This is a genomic window from Vibrio crassostreae (genome assembly GCF_041439375.1).
Lineage (GTDB): Bacteria > Pseudomonadota > Gammaproteobacteria > Enterobacterales > Vibrionaceae > Vibrio > Vibrio crassostreae_D.
This window is the reverse complement of record NZ_JBGONY010000108.1, coordinates 1-6,740: the sequence shown is the minus strand read 5'-3', so window position 1 is coordinate 6,740 and position 6,740 is coordinate 1. Positions and strand designations below refer to the sequence as shown.

Annotated in this window: 4 protein-coding genes, 1 tRNA gene and 1 pseudogene; 2 read left to right on the top strand and 4 right to left on the bottom strand. The window is 39.8% G+C overall.

Features of this window, described 5'->3' with window-relative positions; translation table 11 throughout:
* Nucleotides 1-198: 198 nt before the first annotated feature.
* Nucleotides 199-1,440: a tyrosine-type recombinase/integrase gene (locus ACED45_RS23510; RefSeq protein WP_213967075.1), complete on the bottom strand. Its 1,242-nt coding sequence runs from the start codon at nucleotides 1,438-1,440 to the stop codon at nucleotides 199-201.
* 433 nt (nucleotides 1,441-1,873) lie between these two features.
* On the opposite strand from ACED45_RS23510, the gene ACED45_RS23505 reads away from it, so the two are divergent.
* Entirely contained in the window at nucleotides 1,874-3,457 is a 1,584-nt protein-coding gene (locus ACED45_RS23505) for a hypothetical protein (protein WP_213967074.1), read from the top strand.
* Nucleotides 3,458-3,951: 494 nt separating this feature from the next.
* Here the strand turns inward: ACED45_RS23505 and ACED45_RS23500 are convergent, their stop codons facing one another.
* Both ACED45_RS23500 and ACED45_RS23495 read right to left on the bottom strand, forming a co-directional pair.
* On the bottom strand, nucleotides 3,952-4,518 hold the full coding sequence (locus ACED45_RS23500; protein WP_371715156.1) for a hypothetical protein: 567 nt from the start codon (nucleotides 4,516-4,518) through the stop codon (nucleotides 3,952-3,954).
* 504 nt (nucleotides 4,519-5,022) lie between these two features.
* Nucleotides 5,023-5,107 (bottom strand) — tRNA-Leu (locus tag ACED45_RS23495).
* A gap of 194 nt (nucleotides 5,108-5,301) precedes the next feature.
* Here ACED45_RS23495 and ACED45_RS23490 point away from each other — a divergent pair.
* Nucleotides 5,302-5,397, top strand: a pseudogene (locus ACED45_RS23490) (RDD family protein); the annotation flags it as partial.
* Between the two features lie 241 nt (nucleotides 5,398-5,638).
* Here ACED45_RS23490 and ACED45_RS23485 read toward each other — a convergent pair.
* Entirely contained in the window at nucleotides 5,639-6,115 is a 477-nt protein-coding gene (locus tag ACED45_RS23485) for a hypothetical protein (protein WP_136981347.1), read from the bottom strand.
* Nucleotides 6,116-6,740 lie beyond the last annotated feature (625 nt).

The following is a 6,740-nucleotide window of genomic DNA, read 5'->3' as shown; positions in this document are numbered from 1 at the left end:
TCATTAGTGATTGTACTCACTTAACTCAGTGTCCAAAACTGCTGGTGCGGATCATTAGCAATGATTGAATATCTTCAAACTTGTTTACATTTCTCATAATTATTTTCTCCTAATAATGAAAAAGCCCCCGTCCAGCTATTCGCTGTACGAGGGCTTTTTCTAATATTGTCTGTTACTTTGGTAATGGATCTGGGATGACTATTCCCAACGTATCTCTGGTTTCGCAGTCACCATATCCGATAAGCGAGAACCAATTTCTCGCCGACGCCCCACAGTCAGCTTCGAATAGCGTCTTGTTGATGACAGGTCAGCGTGATTCAACTGCTTGGCTATGTCGTGTAACGAGACTCCTTGACTAGCTAATAAACTCCCAACCGTATGACGAGCACTGTGTAGGGTCAGATTCGCTTTATCTCCGGGTATATCAGGCAGTCCCATCTTGGCTTTGATAGCCTTGAAAGCATGCCTAGGTTGCCCTACGGGTTTACCCCTTTTACGTCCAGGAAAGAGATATGGATTATTCGTCACATGAGGCACCGACCTCAAAATCTCAATCATGTAATCACTTAGATAAATAACGTGACTACTACCGTTTTTCGTTTGCGGAATAGTGAGTGTTTTATCCTCCCATGAGATGTCACTTCGCAAGCGGAGTCGAAGCTCCTTATCGCGTAACCCAGTCAAAAACAGAATAATTAGATATGCCCCAATACTTTTATCCTCATGATTGAGAGCATGACCTATGAACTCTTTTAACTGTACTTCGGTAAAGTAACCAGTGCGGACGTTGTCTTCTTTCAACAAGCTGACCTTATCAGCAACCAACGGCGCATCCATCAACTTGTAAGCCTTACGGTTCACCGTTTTCAACAGCGCTAATACACGATTAATCGTAGCTACAGCATAAGGTTTCCCTGTTGTCTCACTTATAGCTCCCTGCATTTCCATTTGGATCTTAACGATATGTGCCGCCGATAATTCATTAATGGGAACATGAAATATCGACTTAGCATGACGGAACCTCGCTTGATCATCTTTCCAGCTTCGCTTTTGCTTAGCCAGTGGTAAATAGACTTCATTAAAGAACCGTTCAAGGGTCATAGAATAATCAGTTTTTTCAGTATCACGCTCGATCTTCGGATCAATACCCTCAAGAATTTGCTGCCGATATTCTTTCGCTTTCTTGCGCAAGGTGATTAGGTCAGTGTCATTGAGCCGCCCTAGACCGATCGACGCCTTACGACCAGTTACAGGGCTAGTAAACCTAAATATGAACCTGACAGATCCCTTTCCTTTGCCCACCAGACATCTAACGCCCACGGGCAAGCCGCTATCTTTCATAGCAGATAGATTAACTTCGTAATCGGTGGATTTAGCGTTGGCAGGATTGGGCTTGAGATTGTTGAGGAAAGTGGTGGTGAGTCGTTGTGATTTGCTCATTCAAACCTCCATTAACTAGATATTCAATTAGTTAATATGTGTTTGAATAGTTGTTTGTTACAGCGACGCGATATGGTTAGAGAAACCACAAAAGTTACCCAAAACTTCCGCAAAATCAAATCAAAAACAAGCAACAAAAGTAAATTACAAAGACTTACTTATGTGAAATTTACGCAGACATACACTTAAACACCAAAACTCGCCTCTCATGTAAAAAATCTCTCAAAAGTAACGAATAGCAAGGTACACCTCTATCCAAAACACCTTCAAAACACCTTCAAAACACCAAAAATTTCTCTACCAATTCCTCACAAAGAAAAAATAAAACTTAAAATTCAAACATTTAAAAATTAACACTTACGTAAATTTTCCTTTCCATCAACCCCAATATGCACTTATAGTCACTTCAAACTTAACCCAAACAGAGGTACCTATGTCAGAATCAATAACCCACAATCAAAAGCTTGATAAGGACTGCGCAAAAAGCATTGTCGAGCAACTTGAATCGTTAAATATAGCCCCATCAGAAATCGCTCGCAGATGCGGCGTAAAACAGTCCAGAATCAACGGATGGAAAGACGGTCAGAAAGCTAGCAATGAATACCTTCAAAAACTAAGAGCATTGTTAAACCTCCGCTTACCGAACCATAAAGCAGAAACATTCCAAGTTTCAAAATGCGTCCGTTTAGCTTTATCTAAAGAAGACCTAGACCTATTTCTGGTAAAGCAAATGAAAGCCTTTATAGGAGAGCTCAAGTCACTTCCTTTCGAATTGCGTGAGAAGTTCGATAGTGCTGATTCATTAGAGTCATTAAATGAGGTTATCGCGGCTCAGTATCACTTGTATGTATGCCAAGAGGTTGACTCAAACCTAAAGAGAACTATGAACCCATTTTATGACAACCCTAACGTAAGAAACCCAGAGCATTACATCAATCTAACATTTACAAACCGAAAACCGCTACGCGTACTGCCATCAAGCGACCAAGGCACTATGCAATCTACACTAGGAAAATTAAAAAAAGCGATCCAAGAAACCGAAGGACAAATAGATCAGAAGAGCCAAAGTGAGCTTAAAAATAAAGAGTATTTTAAAAGTACTATCGAATACGCAATTTCAACTAACTTAAAGAGAAACTTAAGATTCGACCACGACCAAAATGAAAGTTATGAAAACGTGAAAAGAGAACTTCTCAGTAGTGTAGAAAAAGCCATACAAGACTTTAGCTACACTAGCTCGTACTTTTCTCATCCACTTGCAGAATTAGTTCGTAGTATGGAATCAGTTGCAAAATTAATAGGTCATAGTGAACTTGGTGATAAATATGATGTGCTCTTTCAAGAGGAACAACCACGTTATTACCCGGAATCTATTGAAAAACCGGACGGTTTCATCGAATTCGACGATATCGAATTCGCAATTGATTCCGCTAAAAAACTTCAAAGCACCTTTGAAAAATTTATAGAGGAACAGCAAGCTCGCTACTCAGAACTCTTTAACTTTAAGGAGAAAGAACTAGGACTATGTTCCAAGCTAGATAGCGATAAAGTATTCCACCAAAAAGCTTGTGAAGCTCTCACATCAGGTAAAGAGCTTGAGGTTCTAGATCCTCGCCTGAATGACCTATCTGTTATTGCCGATAGCATTTTGAAATCAGGCCAGCTAAAAATTGCTTTGGACGGAAATAAACATGAGTTAGAACTATTAAACGGACTCAAAGACATGTTGACTGTACAAGCACCCGAACCAGTCATTCATACAGTTCAAATTGGTGGTAAATTGGCTTTCTCTACAGAAGGAGAAAACCAAGGGAAGACTTTAATATATTCTTTAGACAACAATGACCTAATTCTTCTTCAAGAAGCTAGCATCTGCGACCAAAAAATCTTAACAATACAGCCAAAACTAGCAGCAGAAGAACTACTAGATCATATCGATATCAGTCTCAGAGAGTCAGTTAAGCAATCACTGCTAGAACGCGGCTACATGTTTAGTGATGTCGAGGTTTTGGGGTAACTGACACGAAAAAACCTCTTATAGAAAAAGAGGTTTTCTAAGGGCTTAGTGTCTGATTTTCGTCAGCAGAACCACCAACATATTAATAATAACCAGTACAACAGCGGCCTACGGCAAGCTGTTGTACTGGTTATTATATATTTAATATCAATATCCTATCCGAAGCCTAGCTCTCAATTCATCCCACCACATTCACGCAATCAACTATCCACCGATACCACCACCTCAATTAAAGTCCATATCTCACATAGCAACCGTATCAGTAATATAGATTGATTCCCCCTGCAACAACTGAGTCAGTTATCTCACCCACTTCCCCACAGAAACACCCCTGACAATCTCTCAGTGAGCTTACAGCAGTGATATTCACCCATTTAAAGTTAGTAATAACGATACTGAATCATCGCATTAGAATCGTTTCTGGTGGCTGTAGTGAAATTCGTTGATAGGTTTCTAAAGAGAATATCGAGACATTTACATGTAAAAATACATGGCTAACAAGATACCCACTTTTTCTTCGACTGAGGGGAACGCTTGATCTGTTTGTTTTTCGATAGTTCAGTAATTGCTTTGCTAAAATCCGATTGCGACAACCCTACTTTCTTCTGGAAATTAGGGTTGAGAGATTGAGGGGAAGTCAGTGCATTAAGCACTCTTTCTTCAGGTGTGAGTTTCTTTGGCTTTTTAGGCTTAGATTCAATGAGAGATACAACGGTCTGCTCCCTCGTTCGAATACTCTGACAGCTAGCTCCAAGCACATCACACTGAAACTCAAAAGCTGTTATCAAGCTCTCATCGTTACTATATAGCTCAAAATGTGTTGAACCTAGTTGCTTCTTATCCAGAGCCAGTAGCACTCTCGATAGGTAAGCAATAATGTAGAAGTCGGCTTGATTCGGTCCTGTAGGGTAATCACCCAAGAAGTGGTATAACGATTTTTGGCAAACCAACTTAACAGCATCTGATTTCGAAAATACAAATACCTTATCGACAATCGCAGCGTTGATCTTCTCAAGCTCCTTTAAACCTACATTTTCCGCATCAACAAATATCGCTTTCATTCAAATCAATTCCATTCACTTAAAGCCTGTTAAATATAATGCATATCATTACAACAAATGCAACTGCGCGCTCATTTCGTGTGATTAGTTACTAATGTATATCCCCAGCGCGCTAGTCACACACAACCCAACAACACCCATGATAAAAGGCTTAACAACAAACCCATTAAAACGATCTTTTCGCAACCAAAAGCCACATTAAAAATTCATAGCACCGTAAAGTCACCATGGTCGTACCATGGTTCTTCAAGTCCACAACCCTTGGTAATACTGACTTGCGAGATTGCAGAAGTTTGCAATTGTTGGATTTACTAGGATTCCCTTGAGCACAGAATCGACATGTGATGAACCATAGATGCACCATGGAAGAAAATTCAAGGCTGATAAAGTGAGTCTATTGAGGGAAAAAAGTGTAGATAACAGAAAAGGAAAACTGAGCTAAGCTTTTGATTAGCCTAGATACAACAAAGCCCCGACTTTCGTCGAGGCTTTGTCATTTAAATATGGTACCGGTAGGCGGACTTGAACCGCCACGCCCGAAGGCAACGGATTTTGAATCCGTCGTGTATACCAATTTCACCATACCGGCATTATCTTGGGGCATTGCCCTTTCGATGTTTGGCATTATACGTAAGATGATTACCTGTGCAAGTGCAAAAGATTGAATTACAAATCGTTTGACGATATTTTCGCCATAAATGACGAAGCTGTGCGTAATCTCTCTTCCCTCTGAGCCTTCAAGACTATATTCTGACGCCAATATTTCCAAATAAGAAACGAGCAATGAGTACACAACATAATTTACCACCAGCCAGTTTAATGCGTCGATTAGGCGCTCTTCTTTATGATGCTTTAATTGTTATTGCTATCGAGATGTTGGAAATGCTACCGCAGAGCTGGCGACGAAATTGATGAACCATATATAGGCCATACCCCCTCCAATCACTTCAACACACTATCTCTTCAAAACCCCGTTGCCTTCGGGCGTGGCGGTTCTATCAAAGCTCCGCTAGTTGAACTACATACAAACTCATTTCTGGACAACACCCGTTAGATACCTAGTTCAAATCGGCTTATAACACATTGGGAAATAACTAAAAATATCAGGACTTTACCCTCCTCACGAATCTTGATTATTTAATGACTCTGCTACTTTAGTCTCAAGTGCTTTAATAAATTCATCCTGCCTATCCCAAAAGTGCTCAGGTAGTATTATCGGACTTGATATTTGATACAGAGAAATACCAACTGCACTAAAAAAAGAAATTATAGATATGAGTATCGCAATTCTAGCCATGCGACTTGCAGATTTAGAGCTCTCTCGCGCTTCCTGAAGCTCTTGATATTCTAGAAGTCGAAAACGGTCAATAGCCGAACACCACACCTTTATCTGTTCACAACTTTCGACTCTACGATTAAACCCCACGGTCGTCATTCGGTGGGCGAGAACATTTCCTATTTCAACTTGCTGCAACAGCATAACCTTCTGGTCTTCAGTAACATGTAATTCTTTAAACATCTTAGTCAAATCAAAAGGGCCATCATTTTCAACTGCATATTTAAGTACTTGAATATAAATATCGTCTTTTTTTGTCACAGAACTCTCCATAAACTTAACACTTACAGCCTAACTTATGTGATCTCATAACCAAAACGAACCAACGAACCAACGAACCAAGTTAAATAGTCAGTATTAAAACACTATCTTTATCAGGTACAGCTCCAACACTTCTATGAAGTTGCTCACAAAGATAGAGTTTACCTTTCGTCACCCCCAAATAAGCAACAAGGTGCACATTTTGCAATTAAATTTAGATATAAGATATTAATACCAATACAGGTAATAAATAGGAAGTTCATTTATGGCAGTTAAACATACCCCCACAGGAATCGTTCATAAAGGAAGAAAAGGAGGATCTACTGGCTGCGGGTTTGACACTAAGAAAGAAGCATCTCATTGGATCGATTCACACAGTAAAATCACATGTGATAAAAACGGTTGTAAGAACTAAACCGTAACTGCTCTATAGGACTAGAAATCAATAACTAGTCCTTATTTAGTGCCTTTATGGTAAATATGATGTCCCACACTCTAAATGTGAGTGACGCAATGGTGGGTACTCCCTCAATAGTTTTGCTCTTACTTCTGGAAAGTGGCTCTGATTAGCGGCTTTGTTTCCTAATTGGATCTCAGATAGAAACGGCCAGTATGGGTGATTATT